Source organism: Bacillus sp. XF8 (genome assembly GCF_017498755.1).
Lineage (GTDB): Bacteria > Bacillota > Bacilli > Bacillales > Bacillaceae_G > Bacillus_A > Bacillus_A bingmayongensis.
Window position 1 is genome coordinate 79808 of sequence record NZ_JAGDQK010000015.1, and the last position, 24530, is coordinate 104337.

General features: G+C 35.1%; 19 protein-coding genes. 7 read left to right on the plus strand and 12 right to left on the minus strand.

Going from position 1 to position 24530, the window contains the following annotated elements; genetic code table 11:
- Positions 1 to 75: 75 nt before the first annotated feature.
- Positions 76 to 558, minus strand: coding sequence for a helical membrane plugin domain-containing protein (locus J4P91_RS09725; RefSeq protein ID WP_207993904.1), 483 nt, complete (start codon positions 556 to 558; stop codon positions 76 to 78).
- 12 nt (positions 559 to 570) lie between these two features.
- Entirely contained in the window at positions 571 to 3513 is a 2943-nt protein-coding gene (fdhF, locus tag J4P91_RS09730; protein ID WP_207993906.1) for a formate dehydrogenase subunit alpha, read from the minus strand.
- 297 nt (positions 3514 to 3810) lie between these two features.
- On the opposite strand from fdhF, the gene fdhD reads away from it, so the two are divergent.
- From fdhD to J4P91_RS09755, 5 genes are all read left to right on the plus strand, one after another.
- Entirely contained in the window at positions 3811 to 4620 is an 810-nt protein-coding gene (fdhD, locus tag J4P91_RS09735; protein ID WP_207993908.1) for a formate dehydrogenase accessory sulfurtransferase FdhD, read from the plus strand.
- A gap of 366 nt (positions 4621 to 4986) precedes the next feature.
- On the plus strand, positions 4987 to 5493 hold the full coding sequence (locus J4P91_RS09740; RefSeq protein WP_207993910.1) for a GNAT family N-acetyltransferase: 507 nt from the start codon (positions 4987 to 4989) through the stop codon (positions 5491 to 5493).
- A gap of 1325 nt (positions 5494 to 6818) precedes the next feature.
- Positions 6819 to 7490: a response regulator transcription factor gene (locus tag J4P91_RS09745; protein ID WP_207993913.1), complete on the plus strand. Its 672-nt coding sequence runs from the start codon at positions 6819 to 6821 to the stop codon at positions 7488 to 7490.
- Positions 7491 to 7565: 75 nt separating this feature from the next.
- Complete coding sequence (locus J4P91_RS09750) at positions 7566 to 8942, plus strand: sensor histidine kinase (protein WP_207993915.1); 1377 nt, start codon at positions 7566 to 7568, stop codon at positions 8940 to 8942.
- 194 nt (positions 8943 to 9136) lie between these two features.
- Positions 9137 to 9649: a GNAT family N-acetyltransferase gene (locus J4P91_RS09755; protein ID WP_207993916.1), complete on the plus strand. Its 513-nt coding sequence runs from the start codon at positions 9137 to 9139 to the stop codon at positions 9647 to 9649.
- Between the two features lie 43 nt (positions 9650 to 9692).
- On the opposite strand, the gene pdxR is transcribed toward J4P91_RS09755, so the two are convergent.
- Positions 9693 to 11090 carry a MocR-like pyridoxine biosynthesis transcription factor PdxR gene (gene pdxR / locus J4P91_RS09760; RefSeq protein WP_207993918.1) on the minus strand — a complete coding sequence of 466 codons (1398 nt, stop codon included), beginning with the start codon at positions 11088 to 11090 and terminating at the stop codon, positions 9693 to 9695.
- Between the two features lie 116 nt (positions 11091 to 11206).
- Here pdxR and J4P91_RS09765 point away from each other — a divergent pair, with 116 nt between their 5' ends.
- Both J4P91_RS09765 and J4P91_RS09770 read left to right on the plus strand, forming a co-directional pair.
- Positions 11207 to 12133 carry a DMT family transporter gene (locus J4P91_RS09765; RefSeq protein ID WP_207993919.1) on the plus strand — a complete coding sequence of 309 codons (927 nt, stop codon included), beginning with the start codon at positions 11207 to 11209 and terminating at the stop codon, positions 12131 to 12133.
- Between the two features lie 119 nt (positions 12134 to 12252).
- Positions 12253 to 12792, plus strand: a complete 540-nt coding sequence (locus tag J4P91_RS09770) for a DUF4871 domain-containing protein (protein ID WP_207993920.1) — start codon at positions 12253 to 12255, stop codon at positions 12790 to 12792.
- A gap of 320 nt (positions 12793 to 13112) precedes the next feature.
- Here the strand turns inward: J4P91_RS09770 and J4P91_RS09775 are convergent, their stop codons facing one another.
- The 9 genes from J4P91_RS09775 to J4P91_RS09815 all read right to left on the minus strand — a co-directional run bounded on the left by J4P91_RS09775 (position 13113) and on the right by J4P91_RS09815 (position 24513).
- Positions 13113 to 14324, minus strand: coding sequence for an NAD(P)-dependent malic enzyme (locus J4P91_RS09775; RefSeq protein ID WP_207993921.1), 1212 nt, complete (start codon positions 14322 to 14324; stop codon positions 13113 to 13115).
- Between the two features lie 68 nt (positions 14325 to 14392).
- Complete coding sequence (locus tag J4P91_RS09780) at positions 14393 to 15739, minus strand: 2-hydroxycarboxylate transporter family protein (protein WP_207993922.1); 1347 nt, start codon at positions 15737 to 15739, stop codon at positions 14393 to 14395.
- Between the two features lie 122 nt (positions 15740 to 15861).
- A complete protein-coding gene (locus tag J4P91_RS09785) occupies positions 15862 to 16569 on the minus strand; it encodes a response regulator (RefSeq protein ID WP_207993923.1) in 708 nt (235 codons plus the stop codon).
- Positions 16566 to 18173, minus strand: coding sequence for a sensor histidine kinase (locus tag J4P91_RS09790; RefSeq protein WP_207993924.1), 1608 nt, complete (start codon positions 18171 to 18173; stop codon positions 16566 to 16568). The genes J4P91_RS09785 and J4P91_RS09790 overlap by 4 nt, the downstream gene beginning before the upstream one ends.
- A 481-nt stretch (positions 18174 to 18654) precedes the next feature.
- Complete coding sequence (locus J4P91_RS09795; protein WP_374192030.1) at positions 18655 to 19392, minus strand: C39 family peptidase; 738 nt, start codon at positions 19390 to 19392, stop codon at positions 18655 to 18657.
- A gap of 105 nt (positions 19393 to 19497) precedes the next feature.
- Entirely contained in the window at positions 19498 to 20283 is a 786-nt protein-coding gene (locus J4P91_RS09800) for a transporter (RefSeq protein WP_207993987.1), read from the minus strand.
- A 290-nt stretch (positions 20284 to 20573) separates the two neighbouring features.
- A complete protein-coding gene (locus J4P91_RS09805) occupies positions 20574 to 21836 on the minus strand; it encodes a sensor histidine kinase (RefSeq protein WP_207993927.1) in 1263 nt (420 codons plus the stop codon).
- A complete protein-coding gene (locus J4P91_RS09810) occupies positions 21833 to 22504 on the minus strand; it encodes a response regulator transcription factor (RefSeq protein ID WP_207993929.1) in 672 nt (223 codons plus the stop codon). Before J4P91_RS09810 ends, J4P91_RS09805 begins: the two co-directional genes overlap by 4 nt.
- A gap of 632 nt (positions 22505 to 23136) precedes the next feature.
- Positions 23137 to 24513 carry an ABC transporter substrate-binding protein gene (locus J4P91_RS09815; RefSeq protein ID WP_207993931.1) on the minus strand — a complete coding sequence of 459 codons (1377 nt, stop codon included), beginning with the start codon at positions 24511 to 24513 and terminating at the stop codon, positions 23137 to 23139.
- Between the last annotated feature and the right edge of the window lie 17 nt (positions 24514 to 24530).

Here is a 24530-nt window from a genome sequence, read left to right on the forward strand (position 1 = left end):
GTACCTCCCCATCACTCTTTCTCATTTTTACCACGCTATTTACGGGCAGTAAAACCCCCACTGATTAAAATCCCATTATTTTTTCTCTAATCCTTGTCCAAATGCTTTTAAAAAGCTAAAGCCAAAGGTAATTGCCCTATTGATATCCGGGTCTTTTAATACTTTAAAGAAGTCCATAACCTTTGTTTTCTTGCCTTTTTTTAATTCGTCTGTCGCAAATTGTAATCCTGTAACTAAACTTGATGTCACCTGTTTTGTTACTTCTGGGTCGACAGAAGATAAAGCTTCTCCTGCCCCCATCATATTATTTAATGCATTTTTTACCGGCTCACGATTTAATTGTTCGACAGCAATTTTAGAAACATCTTCTTTTGCAGCAAGCAAACTGATTGCTGCATCTAATACGCCCGCTTGATGCAACTGTGCTAACAATTGCATCGTCTCTTCTACCGCTTCACGGTTTTCAGTTAATTGCATGAACAGCTCATCTGATAACTGTTGTTTCTTTTCTTCTTCTGTTATAACTTTCTTTTGAATCAATGTAATTTCTTTTGCCACATTCTTCGCCCCCTAGTTCTGATCCACAAGTGATACGTATTGTTTTCGCTGCCATTTCTGCTGAATTTCAACACCATTTTGCGGATGACGTTTTTTATCTCTTGGGTTCGAAGCAGGAAGCGGACGATTTCCTTTTTCACGTAATACGCGCATTTTCACCATCGTTTGTTTATACGCAGGTGTACAAGTATACAGGTCTGTCGCTGTTCCTGTTAAAATATTAATCGCTTCTTCATTTACTGTCGCATGCATCGGTAAATATAGTTCATTTCCAGTCACACGGTCTGTAATAAGTGCCTGCACTTTGATTTTCCCAAACGGTGATGCTAGCTCTACAAGGCCACCATCTTTCACATTCCGCTGGGCAGCAAGCTCTGGTGAAATCTCAACAAACACGTCAGACATTTTAGATAAAATTCCTACTGATTTATTTGTCATATTCCCTTCATGGAAATGTTCGAGCAAACGACCATTATTTAATAATAAATCGTAGTCTTCTGGCGCTTCAACTGGCGGAATCCATTCATCCAATGATAAACGTGCTTTTTTATCTGGGAAATTAAAGCCATCTACATATAATAGTGGTGTGTCGCTACCATCATGACTACCCCAACATAAACTATTCCATCCTTCTAAGCGGTCGTATGTAGCTTGGGAATAATACGGCGCGAGTGACGCAATTTCATCCATAATTTCACTTGGGCTTTCATAATTCCAATCGCCACCGAGGGCACGAGCTACTTTTTGTAAAATCCACCAGTCCGGTTTAGAATCACCAAGTGGTTTCATAGCTTCATATAAACGCTGAATACGACGCTCTGTATTCGTAAATGTTCCTTCTTTTTCTAGACTTGGTGCCGCTGGTAAAATAACATCAGCAAAACGAGCTGTTTTTGATAAGAACATGTCTTGAACTACAAGGAAATCAAGATTACTTAAAATGTGTTGCACATGATTCGCATTGGAATCGACTAACGCCATTTCTTCTCCCATTACATACATACCGCGTAGTTTTCCTTCTTCTGCTGCAGCAAGCATCGCAATGTTATTCAGTCCTGGCTCTTTCGGAATTGTAGTACCATATGCTTTTTCAAATTTCGCACGAAGTGTATCATCCGACACTGCTTGATAACCTGGAAGCCAGTTTGGTAATGTTGCCATATCACAAGCACCTTGTACATTATTATGCCCACGGAGTGGATATGCACCTGCACCAGAGCGACGATAGTTACCTGTTACAAGAAGTAAGTTTGAAATCGCTGCGGATGTTGTACTCCCTCCTGTATTTTGCGTAACACCCATACCCCAAAGTATACAAGTACCATCTGCTTCATATACCATACGAGCCATTTCTTTTAACGTATCTTTAGAAATACCTGTAATATTTTCTGTATAATCAAGTGTGTATTTTTCTAACATCTTGCTATATTCATCAAATTTTTTCACATTTTCGTCTAAGAATTTTTGATCATGCCAGCCTTGATCAATAATATATTTTGTTATACCCGCAAGCCAGACATAATCTGTTCCTTGACGTGGATGAATAAACATGTCAGCACGCTCTGCCATTTCATGTTTACGAAGATCTGCCACAATTAACTTTTGTTCCTGTAATTTGTGAGCACGTTTCACACGAGTAGCTAGTACAGGGTGTCCTTCCGTTGGATTCGCTCCCACAATAATGACAAGGCCAGCTGCCGCAATATCTTTCACTGTTCCTGCGTCTCCGCCTATACCAACAGTTTTTGTTAAACCATCGCTTGCTGGTGATTGACAGTAACGGGAACAGTTATCCACATTATTTGTTCCATATATTTGACGAGCTAACTTTTGCATTAAATAGTTTTCTTCATTTGTTACTTTTGAAGAAGAAATAAATCCAAATGCATCACTACCATGTTCCGATTTAATATGTTGCATATTGGACGCAACAACTTCTAACGCTTCTTCCCATGATGCCTCAACGAACATATCCCCTTGACGAATCAACGGTTTCGTAATGCGGTCTTCACTGTTTACAAAGTCCCAACCAAATTTCCCTTTCACACATGTAGAAATTCCGTTTACAGGTGCATCTGATACAGGTTGTATTTTTAAAATTTGACGATCTTTCGTCCATACTTCGAACGAACAACCTACGCCGCAAAATGTACAAACTGTTTTCGTTTTATTGATTTTCGTTTCACGCATTGCAGATTCAACTTCTGAAACTGCTAAAATACTACTATATCCAGGCTCTACATCCTTTACAAAATCAATCATTGGGTCTAACACATCCGGTTTTAGTCCGGTCATGAACCCAGCTTCTCCAAGCATTGATTTTTCCATTAATGCGTTACAAGGACAAACTGTTACACATTGTCCACAACTCACACAAGATGAATCGTTAATACTCACCCCATTATCCCAAATAACACGCGGACGATCTAAACTCCAATCAATCGATAATGTTTCGTTTACTTGTAAGTTCTGACATACTTCTACACATTGTCCACAAGCGATACATTGGTTTGGATCATAGCGGTAAAATGGATGAGTCATATCCACTTCTTTTGCACTCACTTTCGGTTCATATGGATATTTCTGCTCTTCAATCCCCATCATATGTACCGTATTATGAACTTTACAGTTACCGTTATTATTATCACATACTGTACAATACAATAAATGGTTCTCTAATATTCGATCCATCGCTTCTGTTTGTGCTTCTTTTGCACGCGCTGATTGTCTTTCGATATGCATACCATTTTCTAATTTCGTTGAACAAGCACGCATTAATTTTCCATCCACTTCTACAATACATGTATCACAAGTTTGAATTGGATCCACCTCTGGTACATGACAAATTTGTGGGTGCTCTAAATTACTTTCGTTAAATAATTGCAGTATCGTCTTTTCACCAGATGAAAGAAATTCCTTTCCATCTACGGTTACACGAACCGTTTGTTCTGCCATAGTTTCCCCTCTCCTTACAACTAACTGTACAATATAGTTTTGAATCCGTTTCCAAAACTGTGTTGTTATACATATTTTTTGAAACGCCCTGCTGAAATTCTATCTTAGAAGCCGATTCTTGATGCTATAAGGTGTGTCCTATGAAAGTCTATAAATGACACTATTCTACCACTCTATTATATCTTAGATATACAATAATAACCAAATAATCTTCTTATATTGTCGCGAACAGATGCTTTTGTTTTTTGATTGGTTTATGATTAAAAGTAAGAAAAATACATATGAAGGGGAAATACTATGGAGCCTGTTCAAGAAACATGTAAAATGGTACGTTATCAAACTGGAATATTCCTCGAACAAGAAGATGAAATTGTCACGGAATATCCTGTAACAATTAAATTAAACGGGGAAGAATATGTAACAGTTGTATGCACTCCAAATTATATTGAAGATATGGTAATAGGTTTTTTAATTTCTGAAGGAATTATTGCTTCCTATGAGAACATTGATGAGTTATGGATACAGAAAGACAAAGGGGTTGTCCATGTAAAAACATCACAAATCAATCCACTCTATCAAACGATATATAACAAACGATATGTCACTTCTTGTTGCGGCAAAAGTAGACAAGGATTTGTTTTTGTAAATGATGCAATAAAAGCAAAAACTTTAAATGATATACATGTAACAATTACTCCAGAAGAATGCTTTCATTTAATGAACACCTTACAGCAATCTTCCACTACATTTCGTCAAACAGGAGGAGTTCATAATACCGCCCTTTGCAATCGAAATACCATTCTCATATCAAGAATGGATATTGGGAGGCATAACGCATTAGATAAAATATATGGTCATTGTTTACGCAATCATATTCCTATTAAAGGAAAAATCATTGCATTTAGTGGCCGAATTTCATCTGAAATTTTGCTAAAAGTTTCTAAAATTGGTTGCGAAATTGTTCTTTCTAAATCAGCTCCGACAAAATTAGCACTACAGCTTGCTCATGATTTAGGAATTACGGTAGTTGGGTTTATTCGTAATGACTCCTGTAATATTTATACTCATCCAGGACGAGTTGAAGGCTATATCACAGAAACAAAATGATTCCTACTAAAGGAATCATTTTTTTAGTTATAAAAATGTAATATATTTAATTGTTGAATAGTTAATAAAGTTAATATATAATTTCATTACATAAAGTGAATCATAAAAAATAACTGAAGACACATGTCTTCCTCGCATATATCTACTTATTCTTTTACAAATTAAGAAAGAATACGTACAGAATATGTTTATCCCGCATTAACGGGCAGTAAGACCCCACTGATTAAAGTTTCACTTTATGAATACACAGTAGATGTTCTATCAATATAATCAGCAGACTCTTACGGATTACAATCCCCTGCTTTACATAATAAAGCCGAGGATCTATTTCCCTATAGAGTGAGATAAACTGAGGAGGTTACAGCTATGGAAATTCGTTTATTAACAAAAGAGGATGCAAAAATTTATTTAAAAGTTTGTATGGAAGGATTAACACAAAATCCAGAAGCCTTTAGTTCTTCTTATGAAGATGTACTAAAACATGAGGATCCTGTTGCTGCAATGGCAAAACGTTTATCTAACCCTGATAAGTATACCCTTGGTGTCTTTAAAGATAACGATTTGATCGGACTCGCGACTTTAGAAACAAAACCATTTATTAAACAAGAACATAAAGCAAAAATCGGCTCTGTTTACGTCTCTCCAAAAGCTCGTGGTCTTGGGGCTGGACGTGCATTAATAAAAGCTATTATTGAAAATGCTCATAAATTACATGTAGAACAACTCATGCTTGATGTTGTCGTTGGAAATGTAACTGCAAAAAAACTGTACGAGTCACTTGGCTTTCAAACATATGGTGTACAAGAACGTTCCTTAAAACACAATGGACAGTATTGGGATGAGGAACATATGGTTTTATTTTTAAATGACTAATCATACAGCATATAGAAATACAAATTGAAAAACCGACATAAAACCTGTCTTTTTAGGTGGAAGAGAGCATCCGCCCATGCATAGAAACGGTCAGATCCTCTTCCTGCCCCATGCCAAGTAACAACAAAGAGAGGAAACGAGAGCAAATCACCTTTTGTTCTTTATCCCGCTATTTGCGGGCAGTAAGACCCCCACCTCAAAATTCAGAAAGAGCAAAGAAGTTAGGTGGGAAATTAACTGCCCGTAAAAGCCCGATTGGTGAAGGCTAATAATCAGTGGGGGATGAAGAAACCCCACACTGATTAAAGTTTCGCTTTATAACAGCGACTTATATGTTGGAAAATCAAAATATATTTATATAACTTTTCACAAAAGTGCCTTTTCATATAAAGGTGCTTTTTTCTTACAACAATGTAATGTCCATGTCATCTTATTGAATGGTTCTATTCCTTCCTCTTCGCTATACTAAAAGTACGAAATCACAACAAGGAGAGATAAGAGATGAAAAAAATGATAGAAGTAATTGGAGCAATTATCGAAGTAATGGTAAATGGAAAATCCGTAGCAATGGAATTAAATCAATAATTAGAGGGGCAATGGATATGAAACAGCACAAACATCTTATCTTTTTAATTTGCGGTACAGTAATTGTAACATCAGGATTAGCAATTCTTCCTTGGTTTATTGTATAGCGCTTCTATCATTTTTCGATCCCTGATCCCTTCCCTAAAAAAACTCGTACATACAATACGTTTTTTCATCCCACACTTTTCACCTTCTATCCTCCAAGTTATGAGATAATATTGATTATAAAACAGAAAAAGCTCGTTGTTTCTCAAAACTGAAACAACGAGCTTTTTACAATCTATAGAATTCCAAAAAATTTATTTGCACATGTCACAATAATTAACATGGATACCGTAACGCACATAATAACCGCATTACGATCTTGCTTATCCTTTTGTAAACGTTCTTCTTTTCTCATTTGTACAATCCCCTTTATAACATCAAAAAAAGTGTGAGATAGGAGATTTTCCTTATCCGATGCGAGGTGAATACGAAATTTCTCACCATCTCACATACACAATAGAATGGAATTGTCATTTTATAAATAAAATGACATGACGTTATGTCGCAACATAGGGTATTTTGTGTCGCTACGCTTTCTATTATAAAAAAGAGTTGTGCAAAAGTAGTGCATTTTTTATGTCAATTGCCTTCATAGAAAAAATGAACTACTTTTCAATCACATAAACAGAGTTTTTTATTATTTTCATGTAAACTATACAAAGTAGAATGAGAATGTTTTGAGGTGCACAAGAACTATGATTAAAATTTTATTAGTAGACGATGAAGAACGCATGTTACGATTATTAGATTTATTTTTAAGCCCACGCGGTTATTTTTGTATGAAAGCCAATTCTGGTATAGAAGCTCTTGAACTAATTCAGCAAAAGAACTTCGATATCATTTTATTAGATGTCATGATGCCAAATATGGATGGATGGGATACATGTTATCAAATCCGCCAAATCTGCAATGTTCCAATTATAATGTTAACAGCTCGTAATCAAAGCTACGATATGGTAAAGGGACTCACAATGGGAGCTGATGACTATATTACAAAGCCGTTTGATGAACAGGTATTAGTTGCACGAATTGAAGCTGTACTGCGCCGAACCAAAAAGGACGGTTTTATCAGCTTCAATGGCATTGAATGGGATAAAACAAAACATACTGTTACTGTTTATAACGAGAAAATTTCACTTACACCTATCGAATTTTCATTACTAGGACTGTTTTTACAAAATACGAACCGAGCATATAGCCGTGATGATTTAATTGAAAAAATATGGGGATATCAAACGGATATTGAATACCGTACTGTCGACTCACATATCCGCAATATTCGTGATAAATTACGAAAAAAAGACTTTCCTGTTGAAAAATACTTAGAAACCATCTATAAAGTGGGATATAAGTGGAAAAGCGAATAATAGTAATAATAACCTCGGTCAGTGGTCAGATTCATCCCACTGACCGTAAATGCATGATAAAGGTATGGTGAAAACATGAGCAAACTTTCCCTGAAGGTTGGTACATACTTCTTAATATTAGCTTTATGTATCGAAACAATAGCCTTTGTATCTTTTCATACAAGTCTTGCCAAAATGCGCATCGACGAAGAAACAACTGCCCTTTTAGATAAAGGAAATCGCTATCGTGACCGTATTGAAAATCGCTATGGTCCACGCGCCTTTGAACGCGCTACTACAGCAGAATCTCACTCTAATTCAGATACAAAGTTAGTTATAACAGACAGCAATGGACAAATCTTGTCTGCTTCAGATTATGTAACGGAAGATATGAAGAAACAACTTGCTTGCAAAATAAAATCCATTTCAAGAAACGGAACAATGATTGAAAAAAACTGGAAAACATCGAAGTTTATCTCAACCGCAAGTCCAATTATTATTAATGGACAAGTTACGGGATATGTACATATGTTTTTAGATACATCCTTCTTAGAAAAAATGATTCTTCGTTTAACACGACAATTTATTATTATCGGTATATTGACCCTTCTTTTAACAACAATTTCTGTGTTTATCTTTTCTCGTGTCATTACTGATCCACTTATAAAAATGAAACGTGCAACAGAAAAAATGTTAAAGCTAAATAAACCAATTAAATTAGGGATTACACGTAATGATGAACTTGGTAGTTTAGCCAAAACCATTGAAGAATTATCAAGCGAATTAACCTACATGAAAAAAGAACGAAATGAATTTCTTGCAAGTGTTGCTCACGAACTTCTCACACCACTCACATATATGAAAGGTTATGCGAAAGTTGCTAAAAGAGATTCTTTATCTAAAGAGGAACGTGAAGAATATCTACAAATTATCGAAGATGAAACCGATAGTGTAACAGAACTCGTTCAAGATTTATTCGATCTTGTTCAGCTAGAACAACACCAATTCATTATAAAAAAACAGAAAGTTCGACTCTTTCCTTTTCTGGAACGAATGATTGAAAAAGCAAAAACTACGTTTGCTAAAAAACAAATAAAAATTAAATTCTACTGTGCAGTTAACCCCGTTGTCTGTATGGATGAACGTCGAATGGAACAAGTGATGCTAAATTTATTACATAACGCCTATCAGCATTCTTATGAACAATCAGTTATTACTGTACACGCATCGCAAAATGAGAATACTTTTTCTATAAGTGTGCAAGATGAAGGAGAAGGTATTCCGCAAGAAGACATCCCGCATATTTTTGATCGTTTTTATCGAGTTGATAAATCAAGAACTCGAGCGACAGGCGGTAAAGGAATTGGCCTAGCTGTTGCAAAAGAAATCGTTGAGTTACACAGCGGCTCCATTCAAGTAAAAAGTGAGTTAGGAATGGGAACAGAATTTATTATTAAATTACCAATCGAATAATATAATTGTTCGTCTATCACCAGTAGTATCTTTACTTTAAAACTGCTGGTGATATTATGTTAATAGCTAATATTTATTCGCAAATTATTAGTAAACCCATTAAAATACTAATAGTACGAGCTGACCTTTTGAAATTATTCTTATTTCAATATAAAATATAACTACATTTGTCAAAGATTTGGAGGGTGATATAATTGGATATCCATGTATTAACAAAAGACGAGGCAGAAATTTACTTAGAACTTCGCGTAGAAGGATTAAAACAAAACCCTGAGGCTTTCAGCTCTTCTTATGAAGATATTATTAATAAAGAATGTCCGATTGAATATAAGGCACAAAAGTTAGCACAAGATGAAAACTATACACTAGGTGCATTTAAAGACGGAAAATTAATCGGGGTTGCAACCCTGGAAACGAAACCATACGTAAAGCAAGAGCATAAAGCGAAAATTGGTTCCGTATATGTATCTCCAAAAGCACGCGGACTTGGAGCTGGAAAAGCACTTATTAAAGAATGTATTGAACTTGCCAAAACATTAGAAGTAGAACAAATTATGCTTGATGTTGTTGTCGGAAATGACGGTGCGAAAAAGCTTTACGAATCATTAGGCTTTAAAACATTTGGTGTACAAGAACGTTCTTTAAAATATAACGGCCAATATTGGGATGAAGAGCATATGGTTTTATTCTTAGATGAAGAAAAGTAATAAAAAAAATCCTCAAGTATATGAGGATTTTTTTATTAGCATTTTACATTGAAAACCACGCATTATATAACAATTGAATTGCCTCTTCAATCTCAGCCTCTGATAAAATAGCAAACCCGAGTAACACTGTGTTTCTTGAAGCAGTACCTTCTTTATAGTACATTGAAACTGGGTATACTTTTATACTATTTTCAGCTGCCCTCTTTATTAATTCTTCTTCTAACATTTCATTATGAACCTTTAATAAAATATGTAAGCCGGAATCTTCTCCTATCACTTCTACCTTATCAGAAAAGTACCTTTCTATCGCTGAGACAAGAGCATCTCTCTTTTTTCGATAAACAACTCGCATCTTATAAATATGTTTTTCCCAATGTCCTTCGTTTAAAAACCTTCTAATGATTTCTTGATCAATCCTTGAAACACTTTGTGTGTAAAATAAATATTGTGTTTGATACAACTCAATTAGCTGTTTTGGTAGCACCATGTAGCTCATCCGTAATGATGGAAGCAAGGCTTTTGAAAGTGTTCCCATATAAATTACATTTCCCTCTGTATCAAGCCCTTGCAATGCTGGAATCGGTTTTCCAGAGTAACGAAACTCACTATCATAATCATCTTCAATAATATAACGTCCACGCTTCCCTTGTGCCCATTGTAATAGTTGCAGTCTTCTTTTAATTGGCATAATCATTCCACACGGAAATTGATGGGATGGGGTAACGAACACAACATTCGCATTGCTACCTTCTAAATCTGAAAGACAAATCCCATCTTCATCAAGCAAGAGCATCTGAACATTTTCTTCCCCTTTCTCAAAGGCAACCAATTTCCGGTGATATCCTGGATTTTCAACTGCAAAATGACTTCCCTTTAGCAACTGAAACAACATTCTTATTAAAAATTGTGTTCCGGCTCCTATTACAATCTGACTTGCGGAACATCTCACACCTCTTGATTCATATAAATATTTTGCAATCTCTTCACGTAAACTCGATTCACCTTGGGGATGACCAAGAAATAGTAGGTCCTTATTTTCTAGTTGCCATACCTCGTTTGAAACCTTTCGATATACAGAGAATGGAAATGCATTTGCATCTACACCGGTTTGTGTAAAATCATATTTATATTTCTGCTCCCCGTGCAGTACCTCCTTAACGACTTCTCTTTTTTTCACTGTATGTATCATTTGTTCAATTTCACATACAAAATACCCCTTACGTGAAATCGATTCAATATACCCTTCTGCAAGAAGCTGCTCATATGCCGATTCCACTGTATTTTTACTCACTTCTAAATGCGTCGCTAACTTTCTTTTTGCTGGGAGCTTCGTCAAAGGCGGAATTTTTCCACTTCTTATTTCTGCTTGTATATACTCGTATAACTGTACATACAGTGGGATTTTTTTCTCCATATTCAAATTTGGTGTTAATTCTAACATAAAATCTGACCCCCTTATAAAATGCATTATTGGTACTTTTAACAGTACCAGGAGTTATATATAATTCCTTTTATCATGTAAATTTTAAAAAATCAATCCTAGAAAGGAGCATTATGATGAACAATAACAGACGACTCGGCCTCATTATGATTATTACAGGAGCTACTTTATGGGGATTATCAGGTCCGATGATTCAGTGGCTTTTTCAACATACTAAAGTATCATCTATCGACTTTTTAGTAATTCGTCTATTGCTTGCTGGGGTCTTTATTTTATGTTTCTTACTTACAAAAAAACAAAATATATTTCGTATTTGGCAACAGCCACACCATTTTATACAATTGATTATTTTTTCTATTCTCGGGATGCTTGGCGCACAGTATGCTTTTATCGAAACGGTGCATATTAGCAACGCTGTTACCGCTACGTTATTTCAATTTTTAGGGCCAATTCTCATTACTATTTATGTTGCGATACAATATAAAAAACTTCCTTCCACTATGCAGGTGTTAGCAATTGTTGCTGCCCTGACAGGAACATACTTTATCATTACAAATGGATCCGCCCAAAATATTGTTTTATCGAAAGAAGCTATTTTATTCGGCCTATTAACAGCAATTGGTTTTGCCTTTTACACGCTTCATCCAGCTTCCCTTATTAAACAATGGGGGACGACTCTTATTATTGGCTGGGGTATGCTAATCGGAGGTATTGCACTATTTATTTATAATCGCTCTTTTGAATGGAAACAACTTTCGCAAACCTTTACGTTGCAAACATTTTCTATGCTGATTTTAATTATTATAAGCGGAACACTTTCTTTTCTCCTTTACATTGGTAGTCTAAAATATTTATCAGCAACAGAAACCAGTATTTTATCTAGTATTGAGCCGCTTGTAGCAGCTATTGTTTCCATCACTTGGCTAAAAGAATCTTTCGGAGCATACCAACTACTAGGCGGTGTATGTATAGTCATCGCTGTTATTTTCTTAACAATGCCAGAAAAAGAAGCAGAGCCTACATTCACAACTGAACAAATATAGTACAAAATGTCAAAAGAGGTCATACTAAACTTATGGCCTCTTTTTATGAATTAAAAGGAATTGTCCGCTCTTCTAGCAAATACAATTACATTAACAATGGAAAATAGGAGTGTGGCAAAATGAAAAAAATTGGAACTGTGCTACTTTTCTCCTGTATCATCACTGGCTGTACCTCACTAGAGCAAGATTCCAAAGCACCGATAAACGAAATAACCGAAACTTCTAAACCTCAAAATAACGCGCCCACCTTTTTTCACCTTAGCGTCTTAAAGGATGTTAACTGGCAAGAAAGTCCTTCCTTTGTAGATGGGAAGATGCCGTTAAAAGGCATTGAAGGAAAGATTGCAATTGCAGATAGTGCTTTCATTGCCAATGAGAAAAATAAACAGATGTGGTTCTTCCTAGATCCACAAATGCCATCTGGAAAACTATCTATTATTGCTCTAAAACAAGGATCTACAACACCCACTCCCGTACTCTTTCAAGATGAAACTTCTGAACAAACTTGGACTGCTCCTACTCCCATTCATTCAAGTACAAAAGAATTACCTCTTCTTATGTCGCTGCCTTCCCCTGGATTATGGGTATTAAATGTATATATTGGTGAGAAATATTATGAGCAAATTGTTATTCTTGTAGAAAAAAGTGACAAAGCTTAATTTCTTCCTTACAGCAATGTAATTCTCATGTCACCTACTTCGATAGTTGTATCTACATCTCTCCCTTATACTAAAAGTAAGAAATGAAACAACAAACAAGGAGAGATGAGAGATGAAAAAAGTGATGGAAGTAGTTGCAGCAGTAGTAGAGGTTTTTGTAAATGGAAAACAAGTGGCAATGGAGTTAAACAAATAATGAAACGAGGAACATTCATTATGAATTGTATAATCACATAAAAAGAGATAAGGTTTCCTCATTGTTTTGATCCCTTATCTCCCTTTTAAATGCAGTGTCTTCTCAAAAAGATGACACTGTTTTTTTATTGCTCTATAGAATAACTTGGCACCTTTTTGACTTGTGCCACACCTGATTCAATTGCTGCCTTCGCTACTGCAGCTGCCACACTTGGGACAACTCTTTTGTCCAATGGATTGGGAATGACATAATTTTCATTTCGTTCTTCATCCGTAATGATGTTCGCGATTCCATATGCTGCAGCTAGTTTCATTTCTTCTGTAACATCTGTTGCACGTACATCTAATGCACCGCGGAATATCCCAGGAAATGCTAACACATTATTTACCTGGTTGGGAAAATCAGAACGTCCTGTTCCAACAACCGCCGCTCCAGCCTGCAGTGCATCTTCTGGGAATATTTCTGGAATTGGATTCGCCATTGCAAACACAATTGGTTTTTTATTCATTGTCTGCACAAGCTCTTTTGTTAATACATTAGGAGCAGATACACCAATAAAGATATCTGATTCACGGATTGCTTCTTGTAATGTTCCACGTACATGTTCACGATTTGTTTCTTTTGAAATCTCTAATTGTGCCGAATTCATCCATGATTCGCCCTCACAAACAATTCCTTCTAAACTTACTAATGTGATATGCTGTGCTCCAGCTTTTAATAATAATTTTCCAATCGCTATCCCTGCAGATCCGGCACCATTAATGACAATTTTCGCTTTATCCATCTGTTTGTTTACAACTTTTAAAGCATTAATCACTGCCGCTAAAACAACAATCGCTGTTCCATGTTGGTCATCATGAAATACCGGAATATTCGTTTCTTCCTTTAATCGCTTTTCAATTTCAAAACAACGTGGTGCCGCAATATCTTCTAAATTAATCCCAGCAAATGTAGGCTCTAAATTTTTCACAAGGGTAACGATTTCATCTACATCTTTCGTTCCTAGACACAATGGGAATGCATCCACATTCGCAAATTTTTTAAATAAAATAGATTTTCCTTCCATAACAGGCATAGCCGCTTTCGGTCCAATATCACCTAATCCAAGTACTGCTGTTCCATCCGAAACAACGGCAACCATATTACCACGTGCTGTGTAGTCATACGCTGTTTCTTCATCCGCTGCAATCGCTTTACAAGACTCAGCTACTCCCGGTGTATATGTTAAACTTAAATCATCTGCTGAATTAACTTCCACCTTACTAGTAATTTCAATTTTTCCAACCAATTCTTTATGGAGCAGTAATGAACGCTCCTTAATTTGACTTTCTAACATATAAATAAACTCCTCCTAATTTGACAAGCTAGCTACGTCTTTACATAGCTAGCTTGTATAATGATAAATTATGAAAACATTTTTAATAAAATTGTTGCTGTTACAACCATAGCAGCGCCGCCCAAACGCGTTGAAATTTGTGCAAAAGGCATTAATTCCATACGATTTGAAGCTGATAAAATCGCAACGTCACCAGTTCCACCTAATCCGCTATGACATCCTGTTACAATCGCAGACTCAACTGGGTACATTTTCATTACTTTTCCTACAAGGTAACCCGATGCTATCATTGTGAGTACCACTGACGCACACACAACAACGTATCCAACTGAAAGAACAGCTGCTACATCTTTTAACGGAATGTATAACAGGCCTAATCCAACCATTAATGGCCACGTTAAGTTTTTTGAAATAAATTTGTATAAATGATATGCTCCTTGTTCCATTTTTGCTGGCATTAATTTAAAGTACTTCACAATTGCTGCAGAAAAAATCATAATGATTGCCCCTGGAATACCAATAAATTTAGAAGCAAATCCTCCAAAGATAAAGAATGTACATGCAATTAATAAACCTGCTCCCATTAATGAGAAATCAATTGGTTTTTCTGTATTTTGTTCTTTTAATAATTCTGCTTGATTATCGGTTTTTACTAATACGCCATTACCACTAAGCTCTGGTTTTTTCTCACCTAGACGTTTCATATATCCTGCACTTACAATCGCAAACATATTTCCAATAATAGCTGCAGGAATGAGCTGTGATACAAATGTCGCAGAAGATTCATTTAAAATATCACTGTAGGCTAAGGAAAGAGGTAAAATCCCTTCTCCTATACCACCACTCACGATTGGTACAATAATAAAGAAGAATGTCTGTTTCATTTCAAATCCAAATAATGATCCAACTAACAATCCAACTACCACTGAAGCAAGTGTACCTACAACTAAAGGAATAAACATTCGAATAAATCCTTGTACTAACACTTTACGATTCATTCCTAAAATACTTCCTACTACTAAACAAGAAATATACAGGTATAAAAAATTCGATTTTTTCATTAACATAGTAGCAGCTTCCATTGAAGCTGGATTCATCCAATTAAAAAACACAAGTAATGATGGAATAAATAGTGAGAGAATTGCTGGTCCACCAATATTTTTTAAAATCGGGATTCGCATCCCAATATCACCTAAGAAAATTCCCATGATCATAATGACTGCAAATCCACCAATCATATCAGCAGGTAATTTGTTATATACAGATGCTCCATAAATAATAGCTGCTAATACGATATATAACGGTAAAGGTATAACACCAATTTTAATATTCATGATTTTTGAAACAAAAGATTTTTGTTCTGTTTCTGCTGCTTCCACGAATGATACCGCTTCCACGTTTTTTTGAATCCCCATATAGGCACCCCCTTATATTCTTGCTTATAATATTAAAACGCTTTCAATAGTAAAAATAGTTTTTGTAAGTTTTGTAACTAGTTTTGTAATTAAAAAAAGTATAAGCGGCTTACATAAGCCGCTTATACATACAAATGTATTTTGTTCTCATCGATGCATCGTAATTTACTTACTGGTCTCCCCACATGTTGATACACCATTTCATTTTCTAAAACTCCAATTTCAGTTAAAAACATTACATACTTTCGAATAGAAACCCTTGAAATCCCAACTAATTGAGCCATTTCATCTGTTGTAAATGCTTGTCCATGAAGTGATTCTATTTGCTTCCAAATCAACTGTAATGTTTGCTTTGTTAGCCCTTTTGGCAGTTCTTTATTTGCATGAATTTCTACTTTTTCTTTTTGTAAAATCAACGTATCTAATTCAGATTGGCTAATATTTTGTTGTTCTTTCATAAACATAAATTTCTCGCGATATGCCGTTAGTGCTTCCTTAAACCGTTCAAATGTAAATGGTTTAATTAAATAATCAACAACGCCATATTGCAGCGCCTTTTTTATACTCCCCATATCATGCACAGCTGAAATCATAATAACATCAATTTCTTTTTCTTGATTCCGAATATGCATTAACAAGTCAAACCCTGTATCACCAGGCATAAAAATATCAAGCAATATGAAATCTATAGAGGATTCCTTTAATAGCTCTACTGCTTCTTTCACAGAATTGGCTATATAAACAAGTTCAAACCCTCCTACTTGCTCTAAATAATGCTTATTTAACATCGCTACCATTGGATCATCTTCTACAATCAAAACTTTGATCATGCCCCTATCTCATCCCTACTTTTGTATGGTATTTCAATGGTTATGGTCGTTCCCTTCCCTAACAATGACTCAACCTGTATGTTCCCATTTATTCGCTTTAAACTATCCTTTACAAGATACAAGCCATATCCTCGATTCTCTCCTTTTGTGGAATACCCTTTAACAAATACTTTGTCGATTTCTTCTTGCTGAATTCCAACTCCTGTATCTTTAACTGTAATAATCAACTTATCCTGATATTGAATAGAAATATCTACTCGCTTATATTCACAATTCATCACAGCATCTAATGCATTGTCGATTAAATTTCCTACAATTGTAATGAGTTCATGAATAATACTTTCGTCATACGGTTCTGGTAAGTAAGAATTTTCGCTTACAATAAGTTGTATATTCTTTTCTCTTGCGTAACTAAGTTTACCAAGCATAAACCCTGCAAATACAGGGTTTTTTATTTTCCGCATCACACCACCAATTTCATATTGATGCTCCGAGACCATGTTACTAATGTAAGTCTCTAATTGTTCATAATGCTTCATATGTGTAAGCCCTAATACAACATGCATCTTATTCATAAACTCATGAGACTGTGCCCTGAGTGCTTCTGCATAAAGTCGAATATCCGTTAATTGTTCTACTAATTGCCTAATCTCTGTTTTATCACGAAATGTTGCAATCGCACCAACAATTTCTCCTTTAACATATAAAGGAACTCGGTTTGTAACAATGGTAATTCCATAAAGATTTTGTTCCTCATGCAATTGTGCTTCCCCAGTTTGCAACACTTCTTTTATACATGAGTTAGGCATATACTTCTCAACATCTTTGCCAATAAAATCTTCTTCGAGACCACTTTTCTTAAATAACCGTTTCGCTTCGTTATTAATTAAAGTAACTCTCGCATCTTTATCAACAGCAATAATACCCTCTTTAACAGATTGTAACATCGTATTCCGTTCTTCTAAAATTTTTGCGATTTCGCTAGGTTCGAGACCAAATAGAATTTTCTTAATATGTCTAGCTAATAAAATAGCACCTATAATTCCAACTAAGATTCCCACACCGATACCAATATAAATAATGTGCCTACTCTCTTTTACTCTCTCACGCACATTATCAGCTGAAATTCCGACAGCTACAACTCCCATTTGTTCTCTCGTTTCAGAAAAGATTGGTACAAACACTCGCATAGAGATTCCCAATGTTCCTTCTCCCATCGATACATGTTCTTTCCCTTTCAAAGCTATCCCTTCATCTCCTCCTACAAAATGATGACCGATTTTCTGAGGATTGGGGTGAGATTTTCGAATGCCATTCATATCCATGACTACGATAAATTGAACACCTGTATTTTTTAACAAGTGATTTGTATACGTTTGAATTTCAGATATATCTTTTCTTCCTGCTAAAGCATCAATTACAAGTTGTGAATTTGCTACAATACGCGCGATTGTTTTTGCTTTTTCAGCTTGACTCTCTTCCGTCGTGCGTTCGACATTATGACTAATTAATATATCTGTTACAAGTAAAGAAAGCACAATAACTGTACAAACCAGTAATGTAATCGTTTTCCATAAACTTAACAATTTTTTTCTTTTTCTCATCCCTTTATTGTCTCCCTTATTTCTACTTTACTACACGCGAAATCTATCTTACTTATTCTTTTTTATGAATACAACAATTTCACAAAATAAGGACATCTACCTTAATTCATTCTCTCACAAAATTTTCTATCCATTTTTTATTCTTACAACTATGTAATTTCTATGTCATCTCCTTCGATAGTTGTATCTTCTTCTCTCCCTTATACTAAAAATAAGAAATGAAACAACAAACGAGGAGAGATGAGAGATGAAAAAAGTGATGGAAGTAGTTATAGCAGTAGTAGAAGTTTTTGTAAATGGAAAACAAGTAGCAATGGAGTTAAACAAATGATGAAACGAGGTAAATTCATTACAAATCGTATAAGACAATAAGAGGAGATAAGGTTTCATCGTTGTTTTGATCCCTTATCTCCTCTTATTTTATTACTTAACATATAAATGTAATTTCATTATCAATTTTTTTCTTAATTCCATTCCTAGTTCATTTTGAATTTTGGACATAACTAATAGCTTGACTCCCCATCTGTACCCATGCCTGTTCAAAGCTTTCGCGTGGAACACTTACACTTGCAGTATCACTAAGCGGATCATGAATATAAACTGATTCCTGATCATAACCAATAAGAAGAATACAATGTTCATTGTACGTAATCGAGACGTTACCTGAATCTGTCTCCCATGTATCAAATTCATCTTCACCTAAAGGAGCATATGTTGCATTTGTAATCATAACAACTGGCGCACCTTCTTTTACAGTTTTATAAATTTCATTTATATTTTCACCTGTCAAATCAACAGCTCGATTCGGTAAGTATTTGTTTGCTAACTGAAAAAGTGGCTTATGATACACCCCATATCCTGACTCAGAAAAGGTATAAATATTGCCTACAAACCCTTCATTTGGATTACCACGTACACCGTCATTCGAGAAAGCAACTTTCGGTATTTCATCTGCCAGCGTCATCTTATCTACAGAAACACCTGCATACTGTAACAACATAGCTAGGCTTGTCACTTCACAGCCTCTGTCTAACTCTGGTAACTGCTGGATAAAAGGTACATTTTGTAGTAATACTTTTTCTTCATCCGTATTCACAAGTGTCTTTTTCTTTTGGGCTTGCGTAACCGGAGTGATAAGTTGATCCTTATCACTTTTCTCTTGAACAAATTGGTTTGAGACGATACTCTTTACTTTCTGTACATGTTTAGTAACAGGAATTATATCGCTCCTTTTCATATATACACTACAGATAAATATTCCTAATACAATTACACATATATACATCTTCCAATTTCGCATCATTCTTCTATCTTCACGCCCTTTTTAATTCGTTAAATACGAATAAAATGCATCTGCATCTGTTTGAACCATAGGTAAAAAGACAAGTTCTTTTCCTTTTTCAGGATGTCCTTTCTGTATTTTTTCTGTTAACTCTTGAATCGTTGTATTTGTTCTATCTATACCGATCTCGTCTGCAATTTGTATTACTTTCTGCTCATTTATTTCTCTTAGTACTTCGTAAATATCTTTACCATATAAATCAATATGAAGTTTTTTTGCTTCGGCCTGAATTTTCCCCTCATATACTTCTTGCGCCAACTCTTCTATCTCTTTCCCTTTTTGAGAAATACCTAGCTTTTTCGCTTCTTCCTTTACTTTCGTTCCATAAATCTCATTTGCAATTTCTTCTATTTCTTTTCCTTCCGTTGAAACCCCAAGTTTATCTGCTTCATCATTAATCTTGATTGTATTAATTTGATTGATTAAATCCACAATAGATGCATTATCTATTGTTATTCCTAGATTCGCTGCTTCTTGTTTTACTTTTGCCTCATAGATTTCTTCTGAAAGAGTTCCGGCATCTTTTCCCTCAGTAGAAATCCCTAGCTGCTTCGCTTCTTGACCAACTTCTGTTTCATGAATCTCCTTTTCTAACGTAAGCTGCTCTTTTCCATCCGTTTCAATCCCTAATTTTTGTGCTTTCTCTTCTGTATGGGCCGCATGCATTTCTCCGTTATTCAGTTGTTCTTTACTGCGCTGAGCAAAGTTTGTTTTTCCTTGTGACGTTGTAGAAGTAGACGCACCTCCCATTACGCTTAAGCTCATCATTCCAATAACAAATAATGACACTATCTTTTTCTTTTCCAAATTTCATCTCCCCTTTACGTTTTTTACACTGTAATTTTCCTCACATTATCGTAAAAGATATGTTCAATTCAGTTCCTATTAAAATCATCCATGAATATAACGATCTAGATATCCTTAAAAAGAATGAATATGATTACTTTTTTCTCTCTTTTGTCCTTCTGATTCTGTGTACACTCTATTATGAAAAACATTTCTTAACTTTCCCTAAAAAAAAAGACGACCTTGTAAAAACAAGATCGCCTTTAATTTCTTTATACTCTTTGATTTTTGGGTAAAATCACTTCAAAACAAGTGCCTTCACTAATTTTACTCTCGACTTTTATTTTCCCATAATGTTTTTCTACAATCCAGCTAGCAATTGAAAGACCTAATCCAGCACCTTCTGATTTCGTTCTTGCTTTATCTCCTTGATAAAAACGATCAAATAACCTCGGAACCTCTTCTTCCCTTATTCCAATTCCATTGTCTTTTACCTGAATCATAATTGAACTACTTGTTTGCATGCATATTACTTGAATTGTTCCACCAACATCAGTATATTTCATCGCATTGTCTAACAAGATTACAATCATTTGATGAATTCGTTCTCTATCACCAATAAAAGATACTTTAGATTCGATTTCTAGTGTCATCTTTTTCTCTTGATATGCAGCAATTTCTGTATAAGGATCTACTACTTCCGTTAATAATTCATCTAATGCAAATTCCTTTTTATCCATTTCAATTTGATTCGAATCGGAACGAGCTAATAATAATAAATTAGCAACGAGCTTCGATAACCTTCTGCACTCCTTTGAAATTGTAGAAATATCAATTGCTTTTTCTTCTATCGTAGCGGAAGGAGATTGAAATAGTACATCTGTTTTAGATTGAATGACCGCTAGGGGTGTTCTTAATTCATGGGATGCATCAGAAACAAACTGTTGCTGCTTTTCCCATGAATTATGAATTGGTACAAGAGCTCTTCCAGCTAAGAAAAAACCCATCCCTATTGCGCATAAACTCCCTATACTACACCCCACTATAAGAATTAACAATAACGTATGCAACATATCTCTTTCTGCAGTTGTATCGCGTACAAATTGAACCGTCATTTGTCCAAGTTCAGTATTACGCTGAAAAGCCAATGCTCTAAAACTCTTCCCTTTTATTTGAATATCCTGAAACTCCTCCAATTTTTCTGGAAAAAACGCTAAAGTATTTTCTTCAAAAGCAGGATCAACAAATTTAGGGTTCTTATCTATTAGGGCTACTTTTTTCCCACGCCATAACAGTACAGTAATCCTTGGATCTCCAATACGAATATCCCTAACGGACCCTTTTGGATTAGACTGAGAATTTTTCTTCTCTTTTGCTTTAAACATTTCTAGCGAATTATCTACTCCACTATAAATGCGATTATATGTATAGCCATAGATAATACTCCCTAGAGCTCCAATTAATATAATAAACACTAATGAATTTAAAATTGTAAGGCGAATGCGTGTTTTTTGAAACATACTTCCCCTCTTCATTGTTCTTTTAACATATAGCCAATCCCGCGAACGGTTTGAATATCTTTTTGATAACTAAATGGCTCTAATTTTTTTCGCAAATGATGAACATACACTTCAACAATCGCTACCGTTGTATCTGAATCAAATCCCCAAACACGATCAAAGATTTGTTCACGCATTAAAATCTTTCCACTATTTTGAATGAGATATTCTAAAAGTTCATATTGCTTTAATGTTAATTTAATTGCTTCTCCATCAACTTGAATATCCTTTTCCTTTCCAAACAACTCGATTCCACGGTAGCTAATGGTTTGCTTTGTTGTTAAATTACCACTTCTTCGTAATAAAGCTCGAATTCTTGCTTGCAGCTCCGGAGCTTGAAATGGCTTTATTAAATAATCATCTCCTCCGAAATCTAATCCTTTCACACGGTCCTCTAAAGAATCTTTAGCAGTCAAAAATAGGACAGGTGTTTCAATTTTTTCATTCCGTATTTTTTGAATTACCTCAAAACCATCTATCGCCGGTAACATCACATCCAAAAGTATTACATCATAAATATTTTGTAATGCCAAAAACAGGCCATCTTCTCCATTCATTGCTGTATCAACTTCGAACTCATCACATAAAATTTGTGTAATTGATTCTAATAAGGGTGCATTATCTTCTACAACTAATAAGCGCATATCACTTTCTCACCTTTCATCTAACATAAAAAACCTTTATATCCACTAATCAAGTGAGACTGCCTTTCCCAATCAGGCTTTTATAGGCAGAATAAATAATTACTATTACCATTATCATAATAACAAAAGAGAGCAGTTCAACATACTTATCTCTACTTCCAAACAGTTTCTAGTCTTGTATCCGAACAATTCAATTTGCTTCGCTATCTCTAAATCCTGCGTAATTAAAATAATTATATATCATTGCCTATGTAAGCTTGTCATAACATAAAATGAAACTTTAATCAGTGGAGGAGTTCTTCATCTCCCACTGATTATTATCCCTCACCTAACTTCTTTGCTTTCGCCGAATTTTGAGGTGGGGGTATTACTGCCCACCAATAGCGGGATAAATAATTTTCTCACTCATTTTATCATCTAATATTCTGCATATAGAATTTATTATGAAATCTATTTCTTAACTTTCCCTTAAAAAAAGAAGTTTCAAAAACGGAAAATTTATATCTTACACCACTGTAATCCTCACGTCACCTAATTCGATAGTTACGAGACTTGCTGCCCACTATACTTAAAGTAAGAAATAAGGCAACAAATAAAAGAATGGCGTATCTTTTTACAGATACGCCATTCTTTTATTTTTGACTTGTACGATTCGAAATACTAATTGCCCGATCTGTTGTTTTTGCTGCTTCATCTAATGCTTCTTTACTACTTTTCCCGTCATACATTGCTTCTAGCGCTTTTACAACCGCATCGCGAGATTCAGGGAATACACTAATAAGTGCCCCTTGTGTTGCAACGGATGGTTTTGTTGCTTGTAACTGTTCTACTGTTACTTTTAACTGTGGATATTTTTCATATTGTTGTTTTACTAAAGGTTCATTATATGCGTCTGGGTTAATAGAGAAATAACCCGTTTCTGTATGCCATTTTGCTTGCACATCTGGTTTTGTTAAATATTTCATAAAGTCCCAAGCACCTTGTTGTGTTTCTTCTGCAACCATATTCGTCATCCATAATGATGCCCCGCCAATAACAACACCGTTTTGTTTTACATCCTCTGGATATGGAATATACGCTACACCTACATTGAATTTAGAGGAATCAATTACATCCCTAACACCAGCTGAAGAATCTAAATACATTGCAACTTGTCCAGATTGGAAAGCAGCACGAACATCATCCCAACTTGCTCCATACTTTCCTAATGTACCAGCTTTATTCAGTTCATCTAATAAACCAAATACTTTTTGTCCTTCTTTTCCATTAAATACAGCTTTTGTCGCCGCACCTTTACGTCCATTTTCTTTATCAACATATAAACCACCTTGTGTTGCCAATAGCTCTTCAAAGAACCATCCGTAATTTAGCATTGAAAAACCGTACTGTTTTACGCTTTCGCCTTCTTTAACAGTTAATTTTTTTGCTGCTTCTTTTAATTCAGCGTAAGTTTTCGGCGCTTTTTCTGGATCGAGTCCCGCTTTTGTAAAGGCATCTTTATTATAAATTAATACTGGTGTAGATGAATTAAATGGCATTGAATACATTTTCCCATCAATTGAATAATAGTTCGTAATCGCTTTTTCTAATTTCGATGTATCATATTTATCTTTTTTAATCCAGCTATCAATCGGTGTAATCTTTTTACTATCAATCATATATTTCGTTGTAATTTCACTAGATTGAACGAGAGCTGGTGATTCTTTTGAAGCTTTTATATTTTTAAACTTCGTTAAAGATTCTTCATAGGAACCTTGAAATTCAGCTTTTACCTCATATTTATTTTGTGACTTATTATAGTCTGCAACAATTCCATCTAACACACCTTGCGTTTTTCCACCCATTGCATGCCAAAAGCGAATGACTGTTTTTTCCCCATTCTTTTCTACGGGAGCTACTTTTTCCTTTGCTTCAGATTTCCCCTCTGTTTTACTACTTGAACAAGCTGCAGCTGATAAAGCCATCGTTGCTGCCATTATAATAGCAGCACCTTTTTTCCAAAATCTCATCTCAATCCCACCTTTTC